1 pseudogene is annotated in these 575 nt (G+C 56.9%); it reads left to right on the top strand.

Annotation, left to right across the window (positions count from 1 at the left end):
* A pseudogene (locus tag N1032_RS26810) lies at positions 1 to 575 on the top strand (hypothetical protein); the annotation flags it as partial.

Here is a 575-nt window from a genome sequence, read left to right on the forward strand (position 1 = left end):
GCATCCGTAACCGAAGCGCAGCATTCCGCGAAAATCGCCGCTGAAAACTACCAGGCAGCGTTAGAAACCTTTAACCGTGCGCCAGCTTCCGAACGCGAATATGCGGGTAAGAAACTGGATGCGGCTACCAACGCATACCAAACCGCAGTTATCCGCGAAAAAGTTGCTATTAAAGACTGGCTGACTCCGCCGCACGAAGATCGCGCCCCTGCCGCAGCTCCGGCAGCTCAGGTTAAAGCGCCAACTCTGATCGCTCCAGTTGCTACCCCTGCCGCCGCGCCAACCGCGCAGGCCGTACCGGGTAAAATCGCCCTGAAAGCGATCCCTCTTACGCTGGTTAAAACCAGTCCACTGGCTCCGCAGGCTCATAAAGAACCTACCGTTATCGCGCCAGAAATCGCGCCTGTATCTTCTCCGGCTGCGCTGAATTACAAAGCTCCGGCAACCCCAGAAGCACGCGCACCGCAGAACTTCGTTAAGAATGCTCCACTGCCGCAGGCCGCTCCAGAAGTTAAGCACTTCAAAGAGCCGCAAAACGTAGTGATCCCTAACGTTATCGCTCCGCAGGCAGCTCC

It is taken from the genome of Herbiconiux daphne (assembly GCF_024979295.1).
In the GTDB taxonomy this organism is placed as follows: Bacteria; Actinomycetota; Actinomycetes; order Actinomycetales; family Microbacteriaceae; genus Herbiconiux; species Herbiconiux daphnes.